Source organism: Microbacterium enclense, from assembly GCF_004022425.1.
Lineage (GTDB): Bacteria > Actinomycetota > Actinomycetes > Actinomycetales > Microbacteriaceae > Microbacterium > Microbacterium enclense_A.
The window spans coordinates 73,436-92,091 of sequence record NZ_RBZY01000002.1; the positions used below are offsets into that span (position 1 = coordinate 73,436).

Consider the following 18,656-nt stretch of genomic DNA (forward strand, 5'->3'; position numbering starts at 1 on the left):
GGCTCACGCACTGGCGCGGGCCCGGGCGGTCAGCTTCCTTTCGCGCATCGCGAGGAACAGCGGGAACGTGAAGGCAAAGGCGGTGATGGCGGACAGCGCGACGTACAGCCAGGGGCGCCGCATCCCCTGGCGTCGCCCCTCGACGAGGATGAAGACGCTGCCGGCCACCGCGACGACGAGCAGGTCGACGGTGATCGACGACACCGCCGGCCCGCTGGAGACCAGGTCGCCCAGGAAGTCCACCATCTGCACCACGGCGACGACGTTGAAGGTCCACGTTCCGACGAGCCCGAGGATCGACAGCACGAGGAGCGCCACCGACAGCGGCGTCCAGTGTTCGGTGAGGTCAGACATGCGCCGATCCTGACGGCTCGGAGCTTCACGATCCAGTCCCGCCGCGATGTCGTGCCCCCGCAGTACCGTCGAGGGATGGATGCCACTCGCGCCACGGCTCTGCTCGACGAGCTCGACCGCGCCGTGGAGCGACGGCTGCGACATCTGACCGAGAACACCGAGAGCCTGCGCCACGATCGGGCGGATGCCACGGCCGACGACGAGCACGACCCCGAAGGCTCCACGCTGTCGGGGGAGTGGGCGCACGCCGATTCTCTGGCGCGCGAGGCGCGCGCGGAGCGCGACGAGGTCCGTGCGGCGCGGGAGCGCGTGGCATCCGGAACCTTCGGCGTGTGCGAGGTGTGCGGTCGCCCGATCACCGACGCGCGCCTGGAGGCGCGGCCGACGGCGCGACGCTGCATCGCCTGCGCGATCTGAAGCCCCGCGTAGGCTCGCAGGGTGGAACCCCTGCTGATCGTCCTGCTGTTCGCCAACGCCGTCTTCAACGCCGTCGTGTGGCCCCGGTTCTATCCGCGGATCGCGAAGGACCCCCGGGCGCGGGATGCCGCGGGCAAGCCGACGCCGTTCCTCATCGTGCATACCGTGCTGATCGCGATCGCCCTGGTGCTGGCGCTCGCGTCGGTGATCGCCGCGATCGCGGCCCTCGTCTCCTAGGAGCACGGCTCTGTAGAATGGGCCTGCGGGTTCGCCCGCCGCACCTCGTGCATCTACCTACCGGACCGGCAAGGCGGCACCGCCCCACGCCCCGGAGATCCGCATGCACCACCCCGTCCCGACCACCTCGTCACGCCCCCTGATCCACCACACGGGGTTCTGGTACTTCCCGGTCGCCTTCGTCGCGCGCCTGCCGTTCGCGATGATGACGGTCGGCGTCCTGGCCCTCGTGGTGTCGGTGCGCGGCTCGGTCGCCCTCGGCGGGCTCACGTCGGCCGCGGTCGGCATCGGCGTCGTCATCGCGGGTCCCGTGCTCGGCGATCTCGCCGACCGGTTCGGGCAGTCGCGCGTGCTCGTGCCGACGGGTCTGGCCAATGGCATCCTGCTCGCGCTCTTCCCCCTCGTCGTGGATTCTCCCGCCGCCGACGGCCTGGTGCTCGCGAGCGCCGTCGCGATCGGCCTGACCGGTCCGCAGACCGCGGCGATGTCGCGCAGCCGCGTCATGGCGTTGATCGGCGACCGGATCGCGCCCGACCGGCGCGAGCGCACGTTCTCGCGCGCCATGGCGTACGAGTCCGCGGCGGACGAGACGGCGTTCGTCATCGGCCCGTTCGTGGTCGGCGTGCTCGCGGCCATCGTCGCACCGTGGGCGCCCATCGCCGCGGCCGCCGCGCTGAGCTTCGTCTTCGTCACCGCGTTCGCGCTGCATCCGACGGGTCGTGTCGTTCCGGTCGCGTCGGAGCGCGGAGCCATGGCCCCGGCCCGCGAACTGCTGCGGCCGCGGATGCTCATGCTCGTCGTGGCGGTGTTCGGCGTCGGCGCCTTCTTCGGCTCGACCCTCACCTCGCTCACCGCGTTCATGGAGGAGCGCGGAGCGCCCGAGGCCGGGGCTCTGCTGTACGGCGTCATGGGGGTCGGCTCCGCGGTGCTCGCGCTGGCGGTGGCGGTGCTGCCCGCTCGCTTCTCGCTGCGCTGGCGTCTGGCGATCTTCGCCATCCTCCTCTTCGCGTCGGCGGGGGCGTACTCGGTCGGCGGGTCGGTGGTGACGGTCACCGTGGTGCTGTGCCTCATGGGCATCGGCGTCGGACCCTCGCTCGTCACGCTGTTCAGCCTCGCCGGGTACCGCGCGCCGGCCGGTCGCACCGCGACGACGATGACCGTGCTCGCCTCCGCCCTGACACTCGCGCAGGCGCTGTCATCGGCGGTCACCGGTGCCGTCGCCGAACGCGCGTCGGTCGAGACGGCGATGCTGTTCCCGGCGGGTGCGGCGCTGATCGTCCTCGCCATGGGGGCGGCGAACCTCGTTCACGCCCGCCGGTGGGATGCCGCCGGCCCGTCGTCGATCGGGTAGAACCGGCGCAGGATCCACCGCTGCCCGAAGGTCCAGACCGTCGTGACGGCGAGGTACAGTGCCGCGGCGAGCGGGACGAACAGCGCCACGATCGCGGTCGTGAACGGGAGGACGGACGTCATCACGACCACCGACCTCGGGGTGGCCGGGTCGAACGGCGGGCGGAGGAAGCGTCGCGTGAGTTCCCCCGCGCCGACGATGACGGCGACGACGATCGCGACGAGCGCGAAGGTCATGACATCCGCCGATCCGCTGACGAGCGCCGTGAGCAGACTCGTGCCGAGCGGTACCCCCACGAGCTGCTCAGCGAGCAGGGCATTGGCGTGCCCGCCGACGGACGGGTGCAGGAACACGGCGTAGAGCAGCCCCACGACGGGTGCCTGTGCGAGGAGCGGAAGGCATCCCGCGAACGGCGAGACGCCGGCGTCACGGTAGAGCTGCATCGTCTCGCGCTGCAGGCGTTCGGGGTTCTTGCCCCACCGTTCGCGAAGCGCACGCAGGCGCGGGGCGAGCCGCGCGCGGTCCCGTTCGGCGCGGGCTTGCGAGACCCCGAGCGGGACGAGCGCGATGCGCACCGCGAGGGTGACGAGGACGACCGCCAGCGCGGCGGCGGCGCCGCCGGCGACGGAGGAGAGGAGGGCGGTGAGGACGAGCAGGCCCTGGGTGGTCAGATCGAGCAGGGCCGCGAGCGGCGGCAGGGTGAAGGGGTCCAAGGAAGTGTCCGTTCGTGGGAAGCGATCAGGGCGGATCGGCCACGAAGGGATGCCACAGACGCCGAGGAGGGCGTCGGGCGGTCTACGCGGCCAGGGCCGCGTGTCCGGGAGCTCGCGGGCGCGGGTGGCCGGCGGCGTCGGGATCGCTCTGCGCGAGCGGGGCGGAGGGGTCGATGGGTCTCGTCGGACGCGCGGGCGCTGCACCGGACACCAGGCGGAACATCACGACCGCGAGCACGACGGTCATCACGACCGCGGCCGCCAGCGCCAGCGCGATCAGCGGCGCCGGGGAGGCGCCGCCGTCGGGGACGAGCGCGATCTCCGCGGTGACGAGGAGGAGGTTGAGGGCGGTGAGGAACGAAGCGATCATCCCGTTCTCCCCTCTCCTCGGTCCGGCCCTCACGCTACCAGCGGCCCGGTGGCTACGCTTTCGCACATGACGACTCTCGTGATCACCGTGGTGGGCGACGACCGGGCCGGGCTCGTGGCCTCCCTCGCCGACATCGTCGACGCGCACGGCGGCAACTGGGAGACGAGCGAGATGGCCGAACTCGCCGGGGCGTTCGCCGGGATCGTCGAGGTGTCGGTGTCGGCGGATCGCGCGGATGACCTGCGCGCGGCGCTCGAGGCGGCGGCCGGCACGCTGCGGGTCACGGTGCACGGTCCGGCTCCGGTCCCGGCGACGGCGGCCCGCACGGTGGCGCTCACGGTCATGGGCAATGACCGGCCCGGCATCGTGCGCGAGATCACCGGCGCGCTGAGCGCCCGCGGTGCGAGCATCGAGCGCATGTCGACCCGGACGACGGATGCCGCGATGGCCGGCGGTCGCCTGTTCGAGGCCGCGCTCACCGCCATGCTCGTCAGCGGTGCCGAGGTCGACGACCTGGTGGAGGACCTGCAGAATCTCGCGGCCGAGATCCAGGTCGACGTCACACTGATCGACTGACGCGCGGGCGGGCGACGAGCGCCGCGATCGCGCGCCAGCCGACGAGGAAGAGCAGCAGGGTGATCCCCGCGACGATGATGAACGCCACGGCGATGCCCTGACCGCTCAGTGCCCGGAGGAGCATCCCGACCACGAGGGTCACGGCCCAGACGGGCAGGCCGGTGCGCAGGGGTGCGAGCGGGCGTCGCCAGCCTATGCTCACGGCCCACCCGAGCAGCAGGCCCACGAGGAACGGCCACGCGGTGGTGGCGAGCCCCGAGCCCGCGGGACCCAGCACGTCGCCGTCGTGGGTGGCCCGCCCGATCGCGGCGAACACGACCACCAGAGCGGCATCGACGAGCAGAGCGAGGAGAACCGAGCGGCGGGACGTCACCACCCCATTCTCCCCCGCGGGCAGCGTGGCCCGATGACCACGCGACTGCTGCTGATCGCCGACACGCACGTCCCGAAGCGGGCTCGACACCTTCCGGAGGCCGTGCGCCGGGCGGCATCCGAGGTCGATCTCGTCGTTCACGCCGGTGACTGGGTGACCGTCGCGGTCCTCGACGAGCTGTCCGGCCTCGCGCCGGTCCTCGGGGTGTGGGGCAACAACGACGGCGCCGACCTCCGGGCCCGGTTGCCCGAGGTGGCACGCGCGGAGGTCGAGGGGCTCCGACTCGCGGTGGTGCACGAAACGGGGGCCGCGGCGGGTCGAGAGGGCCGGATGGATGCCGCCTTCCCCGACGTCGACCTGTTGATCTTCGGCCACAGCCACATTCCGTGGGACACGACGACCGCGGCCGGGATGCGGCTGCTGAATCCCGGCTCGCCGACGGACCGACGCCGTCAGCCGGTGTGCACCATGATGATGCTCACGCTGGCTGACGGCGCCGTTCCCGAGGCGACCCTCGTCGAGGTCGCGCGCGGCTGATGCTCAGACGCGACGAGCGGCCGACGTCATCGGGCACTCGAACGGGTCGCGCGCGGCGAGTCCGACGCGGTTGAGGTAGGCGATGACGATGCCGTACGACTGCAGAAGCGTCGTCTCGACGTAGGGAACGTTGAGCGTCTCGCAGTGCTCGCGGACGATCTCGCGAGCCTTGCTGAGGTACGGCCGCGGCATGTTCGGGAACAGGTGGTGCTCGATCTGGTAGTTCAGGCCCCCCATGAGCCAGGTGGCCCACCAGCCGCCCGAGATGTTGCGGGAGGTGCGGACCTGCTTGCTGAAGAAGTCCAGCTTCGCGCCCGGGGCGATGACGGCCATGCCCTTGTGGTTCGGGGCGAACGACGCGCCCATGTAGACGCCGAACACGGCCAGCTGCACGCCGAGGAAGGCGAACGCCATCCCGATCGGGAGGAACACGAACACGGGGGCGACGAAGATCGCGAAGCGGAGGGCGAGGAGCCCCAGCTCGGTCCAGCGTCCCTTGACCTCGCCGCGCGAGAGCAGGTGACGGAACGCGAGCGCGTGGAGGTTCAAGCCCTCGAGCGTCAGCAGCGGGAAGAACAACCAGCCCTGGCGAAGAGTGATCCAGCGACGCAGGCCCCGCGCGGTGGCGGCATCCTCGTCGAGGAACGAGATCGTGTCGATCTCGATGTCAGGGTCTTTGCCCACGCGGTTCGGGTTGGCGTGGTGACGCGTGTGCTTCGTCGCCCACCAGGACTGGCTCATGCCGACGATGCCGTTGCCGATCCACAGCGCCAGGCGGTCGTTGGCCCGCCCGGAGGCGAAGATCTGCCGGTGGTTGGCCTCGTGGGCGAGGAAGGCGACCTGGGTGAACAGGATGCCGAACGCGGCGGCGATCAAGAGCTGGAACCAGCTGTCGCCGAGCAGGACGAACCCGGTGATCGCACCGCCGAAGCCGAGGACGATGGCGGTGCCGACGAGGGCGTAGAAGACTCGAGTGCGAACGAGGAGTCCGCTCTCGCGAACGACCTGGGACAGCTCTGTGTAGGCCTTCGCGATCGGGGGGAATTCGGTGGTGCCGGCGTACGTCTGACGAACGGGGCCGAGACGGGACTCGACGATGGTGGAGGCGATGAAGATGCTCCTCGAAGTGATGACCGTAGTCGGGAGCCAGAGCAGTCGCCCGGGCTGAGGCTCACACTACGGGGGTGTCCATAAGGCCGTCGGTATACGACCCCATGCACGGCACACTCACCGGAAGTCGACACCTTTCGGACATGCCTTCATCGTTCGGCGGATACCGCATTGCGCGAACGACGAAGGCCGGGGCGTCGCCGTAGCGACACTCCCGGCCTCCGTTGAGGAGCGTGAGCTCAGAGGGGACGAATGTTCGCCGCCTGCATGCCCTTGGGGCCCTGCTCGGCGTCGAATTCGACCTTCTGTGCTTCCTGCAGCTCCTTGAAGCCATTGCCCTGGATCGCGCTGAAGTGCGCGAACAGGTCGGCCGAGCCGTCGTCGGGTGCGATGAACCCGTAGCCCTTCTCGGAGTTGAACCATTTCACGGTGCCAGTGGCCATCGTGTTCTTCCTTTTTCTTTTCGGGCCGCAGTTGCGACCGTGGGTGCCGCTCCGACGCATGCGGAGCGGACGGGGACGCCGCGCGACCGGGAGGGTCGTGCGAACGCGGTGGGCATCGACGGCGGCGCGGGCCGCGTCGACGGAGTCGTGGATGCCGAGGTCTTCGCCGCGCGCACCCTGGGCCTCGAAGCCCAGGGGAACGGCGCCGACGAAACCGGCGTACGCGAAGTCGGCCGTCGCGACGAAGACGTCGAGATCGGCCTGGCGCCACGACAGGGGCAGGGGGAGAAGAGCAGACACGCGAACTTTCCGCGGCCGCCGGGCGACCAGATGGTCGCTCCCGCGCAGACCGCGCGGAGATGAGGAGGGAAGTGCATCGATGACGGCTCGGTGCCGTGCGCCCGGCATCTCAGCGATGAGGCGGACGTCGATGAAGCAGGTCCCAGAACGAATACTCCACGGTAGCACGGATGGACCTGTATGCACACGGGGCACATCGAAAGCGCCGCGTGAGAGCAGACACCCGGCGAGACGTCAACGCCTGGTCCGTGTCCGCTCGAGCGGATGGGCTGGGTGTCCACCGAAAGAGGAGGACCCATGTCAGATACCGTGTCCGAGCTCGACAAGCTCAACGAACTGCTCCCGAAGTTCCGCTTCGCCATGGTGACCACGCGGGCGGCGGAGGGCGATCTGCACGCGCACCCGCTCACCGTGCAGGAGACCGAATCCGACGGCGACCTGTGGTTCATCGTCGGGACGCACGCCTCGGCCGTCGAACACGTCCGGCGCGACCCGAAGGTCGGCCTGTCCTTCAGCTCCGACGGCCTGTGGCTGTCGCTCGCGGGCGAGGCGGAGGTCGTCGACGACCTGGCGAAGCTGAAGGAGCTGTGGTCCACGAGCGTCGAGGCGTGGTTCCCCGACGGCCCGGAGTCGCCCGGCGTCACGCTTCTGAAGGTGTCCGCGCTGAGCGGGGAGTACTGGGGGAGCGCCGGCGGTCGCATCGCCACGGCGGTGGCCCTGGTGGCATCCAAGGTCACCGGCGAGCGACCGCGCGGCGAGAACGAGAAGTTCGACCTCCCCGACTGATCGGGCGGGGACGCGCGGCGTCAGCCCCCGGACGGGTTGTCGACGGGGGCGTCGTCGTCGTCCGTGCCGTCGGGGATCTCGGGCAGGTCGGCGGTCTCGAGTTCGTCGGGCTGGTCGGCGGTGTCGGGCGTGCTCTGCGGTGTCGTGTCCATGGCATCCACTCGATCAGCGTGCGCCGCGGAGCGCACGGCCCTTGCCACGGACGGTTCGCTGTGCTGGGCGCAAGCCCCCGTTCCCGAAGTACGCCCGCTGGCACCATGACGCCATGTCACGACCCCCGCTTCGCACCAAGCCGTGCGCCTACTGCGGCAGACCCTTCTCGGACCGCAAGCGCTGGAGCGGGCGCGGCCAGTGGGATGAGGTCCTCTATTGTTCGCGCGGATGCCGAGCGAACGCGGCGAAGCAGCGGAGACGCGCGTGAAAGCGGCGCTGATCCTCGCGACGCAACAGTTCGCCGCGCATCCGGCGTTGGACGACGACGAGGTGGAGGAGTTCTTCTTCATCGAGTCCGCACCGCGCTTCGCGAAGCTGCCGTACCACCGGCACAAGATCGTGTTGCTCGTCTCGGCCATGCGGCACACCGCGGCGCGGCTCGAGGCGGAGGGGCGAACCGTGCGGCGCATCGCGCTGTCCGACGACCTCGCATTCCGGGCGGGGCTCGAGCGCCTGCTCACCGAACGTCGCGTCACCGAGCTGACGTGGATGAGCGACCCCAATCGTCCCGTCGACGAGCGCATCGCAGCGATCTGCGCCGCGCACGACGTCGAGACCGACGTGCTGCCGGACGGGCTCTTCCTCACCCCGGAGGACGAGGTCGACACCTGGTTCGCTGAGCACCCCACGCCGCTCATGGAGGACTTCTACCGCTGGCAGCGTCGGCGCACCGGCATCCTGATGGACGGGGGAAAGCCCGCGGGGCGCCGCTGGAACTTCGACGCGGACAACCGCAAGCCCCTTCCGAAGAAGGGCGTCGACATTCCCGCACTCCCGTCGGCCGAGCACGACGACATCACCGCCGCGGTCATCGCCGAGGTCGACGAGCGCTACCCCGACCACCCGGGCGCGGCGTCCGAGTTCTGGCTTCCCGTCACACCCGAGGATGCCCGCGCCTGGCTCGAGGTCTTCGTGGCCGAGCGGCTGGCCGACTTCGGCCGGTACGAAGACGCCATGAAGGCCGGCGAACCGTTCCTCTTCCACGCCGTGATCTCGCCGATGCTCAACATCGGGCTGCTCACCGTCGACGAGGTGATCGCCGCCGTCACGCGGACCGACGCGCCGCTGGCATCCGTCGAGGGGTTCGTCCGTCAGGTGATCGGCTGGCGCGAGTACATGCGCGGGATGTACCGCGCGCACCCCAAGCTCGAGCGCGTCAACGCGCTGCACCTCGAGAAACGCATCGAGAAGTACTGGTACAGCGGGAAACGGATGCCGTCCGACCTGCCGGTGCCGGTGCGGACGGTGCTCGACCGGGTGCACCGGTGGGGATACGCGCACCACATCGAGCGACTCATGGTGCTCGGCAACTGGTTCCTGCTGCAGGGGTACGCCCCGCGCGAGGTCAACGCGTGGTTCCTCGCCCTGTTCGTCGACGCCTACGACTGGGTGATGGTGCCCAACGTCATGGGCATGAGCCAATACGCCGACGGTGGCTTCGTCGCGACCAAGCCGTACGTCTCGGGCGGGGCGTATCTGCAGAAGATGGGGTCGTGGTGGCCGTCGGCGCAGGACGCCAAGGACTCGGTGTTCACCGACGCCTACTGGGCGTTCCTCGAGCGGCACGAGGACGTCTTCGCCGGCAACCACCGGCTGACCCTCGCACTCGCGCAGATGCGCAAGCGGAGGGACGCCGCCGGTTCTTAGCTCTTGAGCTTGTTCAGCGCCGAACCCTTGTGGGCCGCGCTGGAACCGGACTTCTCGGACTTGACGATGTAGGCCGGGTCGTCGTCGGACGCGGTGAACTTCTGGCCGTCATGCTGGAAGTCCTTGGTCTTCTTCTCCACGATCTCGCCCTGCGTGCGGCCCTGCGGCGTGTCCCAGCTGACGCGGTCGCCCTTCGACAGATCCTTCGACATGTGGTGTCCCTTCCGTTCGGTCCCGCCATGCTCGCGAGCAGTGAGCGGACGGGACGGGGGATTGACAGCCGCTCGGACCGTACGCGTTCGAGACGGGAAGCGCAACGGCTCCTCCGTCCGCGACACGGTGCGTAGCGTCGAAAGCGTCCCCGGATCCCCACGTTTGGAGCGCTATGTCCGAGCCCACCACCGCCAATAACGGATCTCCCGTCGCCAGCGACGAGCACTCTCAGAGCGTCGGAGCAGACGGCTCCATCGCTCTGACCGACCACTACCTGATCGAGAAGCTGGCGCAGTTCAACCGCGAGCGCGTCCCCGAGCGTGTCGTGCACGCCAAGGGTGGCGGCGCGTTCGGGACGTTCCGCACCACGGGGGACGTCTCGGCCTACACCCGCGCCGCGCTGTTCCAGCCCGGGGTCGAGACCGAGATGCTGGCACGTTTCTCCTCGGTCGCCGGCGAGCAGGGCAGCCCCGACACGTGGCGCGACCCGCGGGGCTTCTCGCTGAAGTTCTACACGAGCGAGGGCAACTACGACCTCGTCGGCAACAACACCCCGGTCTTCTTCGTGAAGGACGGCATCAAGTTCCCCGACTTCATCCGTTCGCAGAAGCGTCTGCCCGGCAGCCACCTGCGTGACAACACGATGCAGTGGGACTTCTGGACGCTGTCGCCCGAGAGCGCGCACCAGGTCACGTGGCTCATGGGCGACCGTGGCATCCCGGCCTCGTGGCGGCACATGAACGGGTACGGCTCGCACACGTACCAGTGGATCAACGCCGAGGGGGAGCGGTTCTGGGTGAAGTACCACTTCCACACCGACCAGGGGCACAAGACCCTCACGCAGGACGAAGCCGACCAGATCGCCGGGCAGGACGCCGACTTCCACATCCGCGACCTGTACGCCGCGATCGAGAGGCGCGAGTTCCCGACCTGGACCCTGAAGGTTCAGATCATGTCGTACGAGGATGCCAAGACCTATCGCTTCAACCCGTTCGACCTGACGAAGGTGTGGCCGCACAGCGACTACCCCGAGATCGAGGTCGGCACGATGAAACTCAACCGGAACCCGGGCAACTACTTTGCCGAGATCGAGCAGGCCGCGTTCGAGCCGTCGAACTTCGTCCCGGGTATCGACGGCAGCCCCGACAAGATGCTGCAGGCGCGCATCTTCAGCTACGCCGATGCCCACCGCTACCGCGTGGGCACGAACTACCAGCAGCTGCCGGTCAACAGCCCGCACACCGAGGTGCACTCGTACTCGAAGGAAGGCGCCATGCGCTACGAGTACAACCCGCCAGAGGTGCCGGTGTACGCGCCCAACTCGGCCGGAGGGCCCGCGGCCGACCCGCGACGCGCCGGTGACGGCGGGTGGCAGAGCGACGGCGAGCTCGTCCGCTCAGCGGCGACGCTGCACCCGGAGGACGACGACTGGGGTCAGGCCGGAACGCTCGTGCGCGAGGTCATGACGGCCGAGGAGCGCGACCGGCTCGTCGAGACGATCACCGGACACGTCGGGGGCGTCACCCGCGCCGAGGTGCGTGACCGTGCCGTGCAGTACTGGAAGAACGTGGATGCCGGGATCGGGGCGCGCGTCGAGGCCGGGCTGCCGCCGCTTGCGGGATCGACCGCCCCCGGCGAGCAGCTCAGCGAGCCCAACCCCGACGGCGACCTGGTCGGTCGGGACGTGGCCGGGCGCATCTGAACCGACGTCAGCGGGACCGTGTCACACCGCGGCACGGTCCCGCCGGGTCAGACGGAAGCGGGATGCCAGCACTCCGGCGATGAGCGCTCCGAGCCCGCCGGCGACCATGTCGCCGATGGTGTCGTCGTACGTGACGAAGATGCTGTCGGTGATGAAGCGGTAGCCGAACCACTCCACCATCTCCCAGACCGCGCTGAGAGCAAGACCCGCGGTCGTGGCGACGACGATCGGCGTCCGCCGACGACCGGTGGGCGCGATCACGCGCGAGTCGTCGAGCACCACGAGCGCGACGGCGGCGAGCACCCCCGTGCATACCGCGTGAACCAGAAGATCCCAGCCCGTCCATGTGCGGTACAGGTCGATCACGTTGCTGCCCGCCGCAACGATGACGGTCAGGCAGACGGCGAGATCGAGACCGGAACGCAGGCCCAGCATCCGCGAGAGCATCACCGCCGGCAACGTCATCGACAGGACGGCGGTGTCGGTCGCGGGGAGCGTGAAGACGGAGACGAGGACGCCGACGATCGCGACCGCGCGGACGGCATCCGAGATCCACTCGAGCGCCGTGCGCGGCGGACGCTTCAGGTTCGCGTAGAGCGACGCGATCATCGCGCCGCCGGGATGCGCACGACGGCCTGTACCGGGAGGTGGTCGGACGGCCAGCTCGTGCCCGTCGGGCGCGGGTCGATCCCCACACCCCGCACGCCGACGTCGGGCGTGGCGAGGATCGTGTCGATGCGGCGAGCGCCGATCCGCGGCTTCCGGTAGTTGTTGAACGTTCCCCACTCAGCCGTTCTCCGGACGGGCGCGTACGACCAGGTGTCGACGAGGCCGCCGTCCGCGAACATGGCGGCGAGCTCCTCGGACCGGACGGGTGCGTTGACGTCGGCCGTGAAGAGGAGCGGCAGATCCTGCGCAGCGACGAGGTCGGCGAGCCACTGCGCGGAGCGGCGGCGGGCCTTGCGGGAGAACGCGTCGAAGTGGCTGTTGACGAAGACGAACGGCGCCGACGTCGCCGTGTCGAGGAATCGGGCGATGACCGCGATACGGGGGATCGTGTTCCCCCAGCCGGTCGACCCATCGACGTCGGGCGTGTCCGAGAGAGCGACCTGGGTCCAATCGAGCAGCTCGAGTCGGTCGCGGTCATAGAAGATCGGCGTTCCTTCGCCGTCGCGGTCCCGCCCGCGGCCGTGGCCGATGCGGCCGTAGGAGGTGCCGAGCGACTGCTGCACCCACCGGGCCTGATCCGGCCGGGCCTCCTGCGACCCGAGGAGGTGCGGTGTGTTGGCGCCGAGGAAGACGCGGAGGCGCTCCTTCCGCAGTCCCCACCGGTCCTCCGGCGGCCATGTGAGTCGCTCGAATCGGCGCCGGACGTTGAAGCTCATGACGTGGAGGTCGGGTGCCTCGACGTTCGGGAACAGAACCGCACCCATCAGCGCCGGTGCCCCAGTCGTCGAGCCCAGCGCAACGGCGGGATGTCGCGGGGCCAGTGCGCGAATACGGTGCCCATCCCGCGGGAGAAGCTTCTCGCGAAGCGCCGGGGCCGCACCGTGCGAGAGGACACCCGCATGTGCTGGTGCGCCGCCACGATGCGGATCCGGTGGCGCTCGCCGAGATGGTAGGCGAGGTCGAGGTCGTCATGCACCTCGGGGTCGAGATGCACACGGTCCCGCACGGCCTCCCACGCGCGTCGGCGGAAGGCCATGTTCGAGCCCCACAGCGGAGCGTGCCCGAGGGCGGGGAAGGCGAACGCCGTATAAGTCCCGAGAAAGGCCCAGGCCAACGGCCGCCGTCCTCGTGCAGGGCCGTCGTGGAAGACGGCACCGGCGGTGACGGCATCCACGTCCTCGTCGGCGAGCGCGTCGAGCATCCTCCCGATCCACCCCGGCGCGGGCAGGCTGTCGGCGTCGAGCCGCAGGATCAGATCGCCGATGGCCGCGTCGTACCCGGCGGCCACGGCGGCGGGGATCCCGCGCTCGCCGCAGAACACAACGCGTGCGCCCGCGGCGCGCGCGACGTCGGCGCTGTCGTCGCTCGAGGCGTTGTCGACGACGACGATCTCGTCCGCGGGGCGACGTTGCGCGGCGAGCGCCTGGAGGCACGCGGCGAGCGGGACGGCGTCGTCGCGGACGGGGATGACGACCGAGACGGTGGAGCCTTCGGGCACGGAACCTCCAGGGGGACGAGTCCTGCCACGTTAGCCGGGACCATCGCTGCCCCGTGCCGCCTTGCGCTCTGCGTACCCTGGATGCCATGGCATCCGTCCTCAACGTCTCGGCGTATCTGTTCACGCGGATCGACGACCCCGCGGCGCTCCGGCCCGTGCTGCGCGAGCGCGCCGCAGGCGCCGGGCTGCGCGGCACGATCCTGCTGGCCGAGGAGGGCATCAACCTGTTCCTCGCGGGTGACGCCGACGCCGTGCGGGGTTTCGTCGGCGGCCTGCGTGCCGACTTCCCGGCTCTCCGGGCGAAGGAGAGCTGGTCGGATGCCGTGCCCTTCGGCCGTCTGCTCGTGAAGGTGAAGCGCGAGATCATCCGTATGGACCGGCCCGACGTCCGCCCGCAGGACGGTCGCGCCCCCGCGGTGTCGCCCGCGACCCTGCGCCGCTGGCTCGACCGCGGGGTCGACGACGACGGCCGCGAGGTCGTACTCGTGGACACGCGCAACGCGTTCGAGGTCGACTACGGCACGTTCTCCGGCGCCCGTGACTGGCGCATCGAGCGATTCACTCAGTTCCCGGATGCCGCGAGCGCTCACCGCGACGAGCTCGCGGGCAAGACCGTCGTGAGCTTCTGCACCGGTGGCATCCGGTGCGAGAAGGCGGCGCTGTACCTGCGCGACCAGGGCCTCGACGCGTACCAGCTGGACGGTGGCATCCTCGGCTGGTTCGCCGCGGAAGGAGACGCGCACTGGGACGGCGACTGCTTCGTCTTCGACGAGCGCGAAGCCCTCGACCCGGCGCTCGCCGCGCGGGCGGGCGTCTGAGGCGATGCTGTGGGATCAGCACGCGTGCGCCGAACTCGTCGAGACCGCTGACCTGACGGAGCTGCACCGGTACCGTCCCGCCGGCGGCGGACTCGTCTCGCTCAACGTCGGGTACGCCCCGCACGGCCCCGAGGTCGCGGCATCCGTCCTCCGCGCGTTCCGCGCGCAGGTGACCGCGATCGACGGGCTGGAGCTCGCCGCCACGGTCGCCGACGTCGATCGGATCGCCGCCGCCGGCGACACGGCGATCGTGTTCGACCTCGAGGATGCAGCGCCGCTCGGGGGCGACCTCGACGCCGTCGCGACGCTCGTCGCTCAGGGGGTCCGCACGCTCGGCCCGGTGTACAACTACACCAACGCCGCCGGGGGCGGATGTCTGGATGCCATCGACCCGGGGCTCTCGCGTTGGGGCCGGAACCTCGTCGCCGAGCTGAATCGGCGCGGCGTGGTTCCGGACGGTTCGCACGTCGGCGCCCGCACGTCGCTCGACATGTGCGCCGTATCGACGCGGCCCGTCGTCTTCAGCCACTCGTGCATGCGGTCCGTGTGGGACCACCCCCGCAACATCACCGACGACCAGGCCCGCGCGGCCGCCGACACCGGGGGAGTCGTCGGCATCACTGGCGTCGGCATCTTCCTCGGCCCCAATACCCCGACGCTCGAGGCCATGGTGCGCCACATCGACTACGCCGTGGAGGTCGTCGGCATCCGGCACGTCGGGGTGAGCACGGACTTCTCGTTCGACTGGGAGACGTTCCAGACCATCCTGGCCGAGAGCCCTGCGCTGTACGACGCGAGCTACACCGCGTGGGGCCCGGTCGAATGGATGCCACCCGAAACCTTCGTCGGCCTGGGCGCGGCGCTCCGCGACCGCGGGTGGCGCGTCGACGACATCGCGGCGGTCCTCGGCGGGAACTTCCGCCGCGTCGCCCTCGAGAGCTGGGAGGCTCAGCCATGACCGAACTGACCGACGGCGCCGTTCTGCGCCGCGCCCGCCCCGGTGACGAAGCCGGAATCCTGGCGTGCATCCAGGCGCTCGCCGACTACGAACGAGAACCGGATGCCGTCGACAACACCGTCGACATGCTCACGACCACGTTGTTCTGCGACGACCCGCGCGCATTCGCCTTCGTCGTCGACGGGGGAGACGGCGAGATCCGCGCGATCGCGATCTGGTTCCTCACCTATTCGACGTGGACCGGGAAGCACGGGATCTGGCTCGAGGACCTCTATGTGCACGAGCAGTACCGCTCGCAGGGGTACGGCGTGGCGCTGCTGTCCGCGCTCGCCGCGGAGTGCGTTGCCCAGGGCTACCCGCGGCTCGAGTGGACGGTGCTCGACTGGAACGAGCCCGCGATCGGCTTCTACCGCGCCCTCGGCGCCGAGGCGATGGAGGAGTGGACGACGCGGCGCGTGACCGGTGCGGCGCTGGAGGCGCTGGCTCAGCGCTGATCGAGGTCGTGCAGCACCGCTTCGGCCGCGCGTTGTCCGGAGACGAGCGCGCCCTGGATCGACGCGGTGTCGCGGTGGTCCCCCGCGACGTAGCGCCCATCGCCCAGGCGCACCGGACGCCGTAGGTGCAGCGGCGGGTCCTGCGCGGGGAGCGCCGCCGCGATGTCATCGCGTCGCAGCAGTCGCCAGGGTCGGGTGTCGGTGCCCCACAGCTCCTCGAGCTGGTGGCGGACGTCCGCCACCGTCGCAGTGGTGGGCAGTACGACCGTCGCCTCGACCAGGTGCTGACCGCGCGGCGCGTAGGTGGGGGCCGTGTTCGACACGATCGCGGTGTGGACGATCGGCCCGCGCCGTAGGCCGTCCACGCGCAGCGCGCCGTCGTCGTGGTGTCGCTCGTCGGTCGCGAACCACCACGTCTGCAGGCCGCGCGGAAGGGGGAGGGGAACGTCCAGGCCGGGGGTCAGACCGGTCGCCAGCACCACGGCGCGGGCGTCGATGGCATCCGCTCCGTCGATGTCGAGACGCCAGCCGCGCCCGTGCGGCCGGGTGGCGGTCACGCGATGGGAGAGCCGGATGCCGGCTCCCGCCCGCCGCGCGGTGTCGGCCAGCTGCGCGGGGAGAGCGCCGATCCCCGCGGCGGGAACTCCGGGCGCCCCGAGCGCGAAGCTGCGGATGAGGAGGCGCACGAAGACGTCGGACGTCTCCTGACGGTCGTCGGCGAGAACGCCCGCGAGGAACGGTTCGAGCACGCTTTCGCGCAGGGGGCCGCGGAGGCCCGCGCGATCCCAGGCCTCGGCGAGACGGCGATCGGGTCCGCGCTTCACCGCGCGGGGATCGGCCAGCACGGGGAGCGCCCACCGAGCGAGGGGGAGGAGATCGGCGGGGCGTACGAGCCCGCTCCCGAGCGACGCCGGAATCATCGAGGGATGCCGTAGGGGATGGGCGATGCGGGCCACGCCGTCGTCGAGCCGCACGGACAGGGCCACGGGGAACCGCCGCAACGCCAACGCGCCCACGTCGACCCACCGCCGCACCGCCGGATAAGCCGGGTTCAGCACATGGAAGCCGCGGTCGAGACGGAAGCCGTCCACGACGTCGGTGCGCTCGCGTCCGCCGACGGCGTCCTCCGCCTCGAGGACGACGACGTCCCGCCCCGCCTCCGCGAGGCGCGTCGCACACCGCAGTCCCGCCAGCCCCGCCCCGATGACCACGACGTCGTATCCACTCACCGTACGAGCCTAGGCAGCCGGAGAAGAGAGGCAGTGGGGCTTGCGTGCCTCAGCTCTCGTTGCCCAGCGCCGCGCGAGCGAGATCGAGCGCGTCCGACGGCGCGACACCGAGGTCGCGCATCGCGCGGGCGAACGTGGCCGCGGCGTCGGCGGCGCGGGCGCGCGTGGCATCCGCTCCCGCCGAGACGAACGTTCCGGCGCGGCCGCGGGTCTCGACGAAGCGCGCCTCTTCGAGCTCCTTGTAGACGCGCGCCACGGTGTTCGCGGCGAGACCGAGGTCGGTCGCGAGGGTGCGCACCGGAGGCAGCCGCGTTCCGGTCGGCAGGTCGCCGCTGTCGATGAGCGCGATGATCCGCGCGCGCACCTGCGCGAACGGCGGTGTGGCGGAGGCGGCGTCGACGCGGATGTCCATGGTGCCGCCACCGTATCAACCGCCTGGTCGGCGCGGTCGGAACGGCGAAGGGCCCGGATGCCATGGCATCCGGGCCCTCATTCCGAGACTTACGCGGTGGCGTCCTCGCGCTTGGGCAGCACCCAACCGGGGCGCACGAAGTGGCACGTGTAGCCGTTGGGGATGCGGATCAGGTAGTCCTGGTGCTCGGGCTCGGCCTCCCAGAAGGGAGCCTCGGGCTCGATGGTCGTGACGACCTTCGCGGGCCAGATGCCGGACGCGTCGACGTCGGCGATGGTGTCGCGCGCGACCCGCTCCTGCTCGGGGGAGAGCGGGAAGATCGCGGAGCGGTAGCTCGTACCGATGTCGTTGCCCTGACGGTTCAGGGTCGACGGGTCGTGGATCTGGAAGAAGAACGCCAGGATGTCGCGGTACGACGTCTTCGTCGGGTCGAAGACGATCTCGACCGCCTCGGCGTGGCCGGGGTGGTTGCGGTAGGTCGCGTGTTCGTTCTGCCCGCCGGTGTAGCCGACGCGCGTGTCGAGCACGCCGGGCTGGCGACGGATGAGGTCTTCGACGCCCCAGAAGCAGCCGCCGGCGAGGACGGCGGTCTCGGTGCCGGGGCGACGGGTGATCTCGCCGGAATCGGTGGGTCCGCTGGTCATGGTGTTGCTCCTTTTGCGGTTGCGGAAGGGGAAGAGGTTCATGAGGCTCGGGTCTCGCGGAACAGGGACAGGAAGTCCCCGTAGCCCTGCTTCTCGAGCTCCGCCACGGGCACGAACCGCAGCGCCGCCGAGTTCATGCAGTATCTCAGCCCCCCGGCCTGGCGCGGGCCGTCGTCGAAGACGTGGCCGAGGTGGCTGTCGGCGCCGCTCGAACGCACCTCGGTGCGCTTCATCCACAGCGTCCGGTCGGTCTTCTCCACGACCGCGGTCGCGTCGATGGGCTTGGTGAAGCTCGGCCAGCCCGACCCGCTGTCGAACTTGTCCGTCGAGGAGAACAGCGGCTGCCCCGACACGACGTCGACGTAGATCCCCTGCTCGTGGTTGTCCCAGTACTCGTTGCGGAACGGCGGCTCCGTCGCGTCGTCCTGCGTGACGGCGAACTGGCGGTCGGTGAGACGGCCCAGCGCCTCCAACGTCTTGCGGTACTCCGTGGTCACGGTGTGGTCCTTTCGCCTGCGATGCCGGTTCGGGCATCACTGAGGAGAACGCACGGCACTGCGGTTTTGGTCCCGCGGGGCTGGGAGCGCGCTGT

The 18,656-nt window shown here is 70.4% G+C and carries 27 protein-coding genes; 12 read left to right on the forward strand and 15 right to left on the reverse strand.

Annotation, left to right across the window (positions count from 1 at the left end; translation table 11 throughout):
• Nucleotides 1-3 precede the first annotated feature (3 nt).
• The gene (locus tag D8Y23_RS00900; protein ID WP_128216294.1) at nucleotides 4-354 is read right to left on the reverse strand and encodes a DUF2834 domain-containing protein; all 351 of its coding nucleotides are present in this window, start codon (nucleotides 352-354) and stop codon (nucleotides 4-6) included.
• A gap of 75 nt (nucleotides 355-429) precedes the next feature.
• On the opposite strand from D8Y23_RS00900, the gene D8Y23_RS00905 reads away from it, so the two are divergent.
• The 3 genes from D8Y23_RS00905 to D8Y23_RS00915 all read left to right on the forward strand — a co-directional run bounded on the left by D8Y23_RS00905 (nucleotide 430) and on the right by D8Y23_RS00915 (nucleotide 2,359).
• Nucleotides 430-771 carry a TraR/DksA family transcriptional regulator gene (locus D8Y23_RS00905; RefSeq protein WP_128216295.1) on the forward strand — a complete coding sequence of 114 codons (342 nt, stop codon included), beginning with the start codon at nucleotides 430-432 and terminating at the stop codon, nucleotides 769-771.
• Nucleotides 772-792: 21 nt separating this feature from the next.
• On the forward strand, nucleotides 793-1,008 hold the full coding sequence (locus D8Y23_RS00910; RefSeq protein ID WP_128216296.1) for an SCO4848 family membrane protein: 216 nt from the start codon (nucleotides 793-795) through the stop codon (nucleotides 1,006-1,008).
• Nucleotides 1,009-1,111: 103 nt separating this feature from the next.
• Nucleotides 1,112-2,359, forward strand: a complete 1,248-nt coding sequence (locus D8Y23_RS00915; protein ID WP_128216297.1) for an MFS transporter — start codon at nucleotides 1,112-1,114, stop codon at nucleotides 2,357-2,359.
• Here D8Y23_RS00915 and D8Y23_RS00920 read toward each other — a convergent pair.
• Together D8Y23_RS00920 and D8Y23_RS00925 are read right to left on the reverse strand one after the other, a co-directional pair.
• A complete protein-coding gene (locus D8Y23_RS00920; protein WP_128216298.1) occupies nucleotides 2,314-3,072 on the reverse strand; it encodes a YidC/Oxa1 family membrane protein insertase in 759 nt (252 codons plus the stop codon). The two genes, D8Y23_RS00915 and D8Y23_RS00920, sit on opposite strands and share 46 nt — an antisense overlap.
• A gap of 82 nt (nucleotides 3,073-3,154) precedes the next feature.
• Nucleotides 3,155-3,442 carry a DUF6412 domain-containing protein gene (locus D8Y23_RS00925; RefSeq protein ID WP_128216299.1) on the reverse strand — a complete coding sequence of 96 codons (288 nt, stop codon included), beginning with the start codon at nucleotides 3,440-3,442 and terminating at the stop codon, nucleotides 3,155-3,157.
• Between the two features lie 66 nt (nucleotides 3,443-3,508).
• Between D8Y23_RS00925 and D8Y23_RS00930 the strand changes: the two genes are divergently transcribed.
• Nucleotides 3,509-4,018, forward strand: coding sequence for a glycine cleavage system protein R (locus D8Y23_RS00930; protein WP_128216300.1), 510 nt, complete (start codon nucleotides 3,509-3,511; stop codon nucleotides 4,016-4,018).
• Here the strand turns inward: D8Y23_RS00930 and D8Y23_RS00935 are convergent.
• A complete protein-coding gene (locus tag D8Y23_RS00935) occupies nucleotides 4,002-4,391 on the reverse strand; it encodes a DUF3054 domain-containing protein (protein ID WP_128216301.1) in 390 nt (129 codons plus the stop codon). The genes D8Y23_RS00930 and D8Y23_RS00935 overlap by 17 nt on opposite strands.
• 33 nt (nucleotides 4,392-4,424) lie before the next feature.
• Here D8Y23_RS00935 and D8Y23_RS00940 point away from each other — a divergent pair, with 33 nt between their 5' ends.
• Entirely contained in the window at nucleotides 4,425-4,928 is a 504-nt protein-coding gene (locus D8Y23_RS00940; RefSeq protein ID WP_128216302.1) for a metallophosphoesterase family protein, read from the forward strand.
• Between the two features lie 3 nt (nucleotides 4,929-4,931).
• On the opposite strand, the gene D8Y23_RS00945 is transcribed toward D8Y23_RS00940, so the two are convergent.
• Nucleotides 4,932-6,038 carry a fatty acid desaturase family protein gene (locus D8Y23_RS00945; protein ID WP_128216303.1) on the reverse strand — a complete coding sequence of 369 codons (1,107 nt, stop codon included), beginning with the start codon at nucleotides 6,036-6,038 and terminating at the stop codon, nucleotides 4,932-4,934.
• 239 nt (nucleotides 6,039-6,277) lie between these two features.
• Nucleotides 6,278-6,481: a cold-shock protein gene (locus D8Y23_RS00950; protein ID WP_026095524.1), complete on the reverse strand. Its 204-nt coding sequence runs from the start codon at nucleotides 6,479-6,481 to the stop codon at nucleotides 6,278-6,280.
• A 597-nt stretch (nucleotides 6,482-7,078) separates the two neighbouring features.
• Here D8Y23_RS00950 and D8Y23_RS00955 point away from each other — a divergent pair.
• A complete protein-coding gene (locus tag D8Y23_RS00955; protein WP_128216304.1) occupies nucleotides 7,079-7,567 on the forward strand; it encodes a pyridoxamine 5'-phosphate oxidase family protein in 489 nt (162 codons plus the stop codon).
• A 20-nt stretch (nucleotides 7,568-7,587) separates the two neighbouring features.
• Here D8Y23_RS00955 and D8Y23_RS17185 read toward each other — a convergent pair whose 3' ends face one another.
• Nucleotides 7,588-7,719 (reverse strand): hypothetical protein, encoded by a 132-nt coding sequence (locus D8Y23_RS17185; RefSeq protein ID WP_260025260.1) that lies wholly within the window; start codon nucleotides 7,717-7,719, stop codon nucleotides 7,588-7,590.
• Nucleotides 7,720-7,832: 113 nt separating this feature from the next.
• Here D8Y23_RS17185 and D8Y23_RS17265 point away from each other — a divergent pair, with 113 nt between their 5' ends.
• Both D8Y23_RS17265 and D8Y23_RS00965 read left to right on the forward strand, forming a co-directional pair.
• Complete coding sequence (locus D8Y23_RS17265) at nucleotides 7,833-7,988, forward strand: DUF2256 domain-containing protein (protein ID WP_128216305.1); 156 nt, start codon at nucleotides 7,833-7,835, stop codon at nucleotides 7,986-7,988.
• Nucleotides 7,949-9,427, forward strand: coding sequence for a cryptochrome/photolyase family protein (locus tag D8Y23_RS00965; protein WP_128216306.1), 1,479 nt, complete (start codon nucleotides 7,949-7,951; stop codon nucleotides 9,425-9,427). The genes D8Y23_RS17265 and D8Y23_RS00965 overlap by 40 nt, the downstream gene beginning before the upstream one ends.
• Here the strand turns inward: D8Y23_RS00965 and D8Y23_RS00970 are convergent.
• Complete coding sequence (locus D8Y23_RS00970; protein WP_128216307.1) at nucleotides 9,424-9,639, reverse strand: DUF2945 domain-containing protein; 216 nt, start codon at nucleotides 9,637-9,639, stop codon at nucleotides 9,424-9,426. The two genes, D8Y23_RS00965 and D8Y23_RS00970, sit on opposite strands and share 4 nt — an antisense overlap.
• 173 nt (nucleotides 9,640-9,812) lie before the next feature.
• Here D8Y23_RS00970 and D8Y23_RS00975 point away from each other — a divergent pair, with 173 nt between their 5' ends.
• Nucleotides 9,813-11,342, forward strand: a complete 1,530-nt coding sequence (locus D8Y23_RS00975) for a catalase (protein WP_128216308.1) — start codon at nucleotides 9,813-9,815, stop codon at nucleotides 11,340-11,342.
• Nucleotides 11,343-11,363: 21 nt separating this feature from the next.
• Here the strand turns inward: D8Y23_RS00975 and D8Y23_RS00980 are convergent, their stop codons facing one another.
• The 3 genes from D8Y23_RS00980 to D8Y23_RS00990 are packed head-to-tail and all read right to left on the reverse strand — an operon-like array spanning nucleotide 11,364 to nucleotide 13,509.
• The gene (locus D8Y23_RS00980; protein ID WP_128216309.1) at nucleotides 11,364-11,951 is read right to left on the reverse strand and encodes a hypothetical protein; all 588 of its coding nucleotides are present in this window, start codon (nucleotides 11,949-11,951) and stop codon (nucleotides 11,364-11,366) included.
• Entirely contained in the window at nucleotides 11,948-12,775 is an 828-nt protein-coding gene (locus D8Y23_RS00985; protein ID WP_128216310.1) for an endonuclease/exonuclease/phosphatase family protein, read from the reverse strand. Before D8Y23_RS00985 ends, D8Y23_RS00980 begins: the two co-directional genes overlap by 4 nt.
• Nucleotides 12,775-13,509: a glycosyltransferase family 2 protein gene (locus D8Y23_RS00990; RefSeq protein ID WP_128216311.1), complete on the reverse strand. Its 735-nt coding sequence runs from the start codon at nucleotides 13,507-13,509 to the stop codon at nucleotides 12,775-12,777. The genes D8Y23_RS00985 and D8Y23_RS00990 overlap by 1 nt, the downstream gene beginning before the upstream one ends.
• Before the next feature lie 86 nt (nucleotides 13,510-13,595).
• Here D8Y23_RS00990 and D8Y23_RS00995 point away from each other — a divergent pair, with 86 nt between their 5' ends.
• Genes D8Y23_RS00995 through D8Y23_RS01005 form a run of 3 tightly spaced genes read left to right on the forward strand, consistent with a single transcriptional unit; the run spans nucleotide 13,596 to nucleotide 15,779 of the window.
• Entirely contained in the window at nucleotides 13,596-14,327 is a 732-nt protein-coding gene (locus D8Y23_RS00995) for a sulfurtransferase (protein ID WP_128216312.1), read from the forward strand.
• A 4-nt stretch (nucleotides 14,328-14,331) separates the two neighbouring features.
• Nucleotides 14,332-15,285, forward strand: a complete 954-nt coding sequence (locus tag D8Y23_RS01000; RefSeq protein WP_128216313.1) for a dipeptidase — start codon at nucleotides 14,332-14,334, stop codon at nucleotides 15,283-15,285.
• Nucleotides 15,282-15,779, forward strand: coding sequence for a GNAT family N-acetyltransferase (locus tag D8Y23_RS01005; RefSeq protein ID WP_128216314.1), 498 nt, complete (start codon nucleotides 15,282-15,284; stop codon nucleotides 15,777-15,779). The genes D8Y23_RS01000 and D8Y23_RS01005 overlap by 4 nt, the downstream gene beginning before the upstream one ends.
• On the opposite strand, the gene D8Y23_RS01010 is transcribed toward D8Y23_RS01005, so the two are convergent.
• The 4 genes from D8Y23_RS01010 to msrB form a co-directional block, all read right to left on the reverse strand.
• Nucleotides 15,770-17,008, reverse strand: coding sequence for an NAD(P)/FAD-dependent oxidoreductase (locus tag D8Y23_RS01010; protein ID WP_128216315.1), 1,239 nt, complete (start codon nucleotides 17,006-17,008; stop codon nucleotides 15,770-15,772). The genes D8Y23_RS01005 and D8Y23_RS01010 overlap by 10 nt on opposite strands.
• 49 nt (nucleotides 17,009-17,057) lie before the next feature.
• Nucleotides 17,058-17,420, reverse strand: coding sequence for a GntR family transcriptional regulator (locus tag D8Y23_RS01015; protein WP_128216316.1), 363 nt, complete (start codon nucleotides 17,418-17,420; stop codon nucleotides 17,058-17,060).
• Between the two features lie 89 nt (nucleotides 17,421-17,509).
• Nucleotides 17,510-18,064 (reverse strand): peptide-methionine (S)-S-oxide reductase MsrA, encoded by a 555-nt coding sequence (gene msrA / locus D8Y23_RS01020; RefSeq protein ID WP_128216317.1) that lies wholly within the window; start codon nucleotides 18,062-18,064, stop codon nucleotides 17,510-17,512.
• A 38-nt stretch (nucleotides 18,065-18,102) separates the two neighbouring features.
• Complete coding sequence (msrB, locus tag D8Y23_RS01025) at nucleotides 18,103-18,561, reverse strand: peptide-methionine (R)-S-oxide reductase MsrB (RefSeq protein WP_128216318.1); 459 nt, start codon at nucleotides 18,559-18,561, stop codon at nucleotides 18,103-18,105.
• Between the last annotated feature and the right edge of the window lie 95 nt (nucleotides 18,562-18,656).